We start from the raw sequence: 234 nt of genomic DNA, 5'->3' as shown, positions 1-234 counted from the left end.
TACCAGCGGTGATTTCTGCGGCGGTTAAGACATGGCTTTGCGGAGTCGTGCCGTCGGTGATCGTCAGGGTGTCACCTGCCTTCGCGGTGCCTGGCAAGGCGACTGTGACTGCCACTGTCGTTGCTGCGCCCAGTTCTGTTTTACTGATCAGGCCGTCGTTGTTGCTATCGGTGGTGATGGTGATCGTCGGTGCGGCAGTCGCAGTCGTGTCCAGCACTGCACTGTCTGTGCCAG

The 234-nt window shown here is 59.8% G+C and carries 1 protein-coding gene; it reads right to left on the bottom strand.

Going from position 1 to position 234, the window contains the following annotated elements:
* The coding region (locus ACO0K8_RS22420) for a hypothetical protein (RefSeq protein WP_422948868.1) at window positions 1-234 on the bottom strand (234 nt) is incomplete at both ends.

The organism is Undibacterium sp. Ren11W (assembly GCF_049340485.1).
In the GTDB taxonomy this organism is placed as follows: domain Bacteria; phylum Pseudomonadota; class Gammaproteobacteria; order Burkholderiales; family Burkholderiaceae_D; genus Undibacterium.
This window is presented reverse-complemented; position numbering and strand designations above follow the sequence as displayed.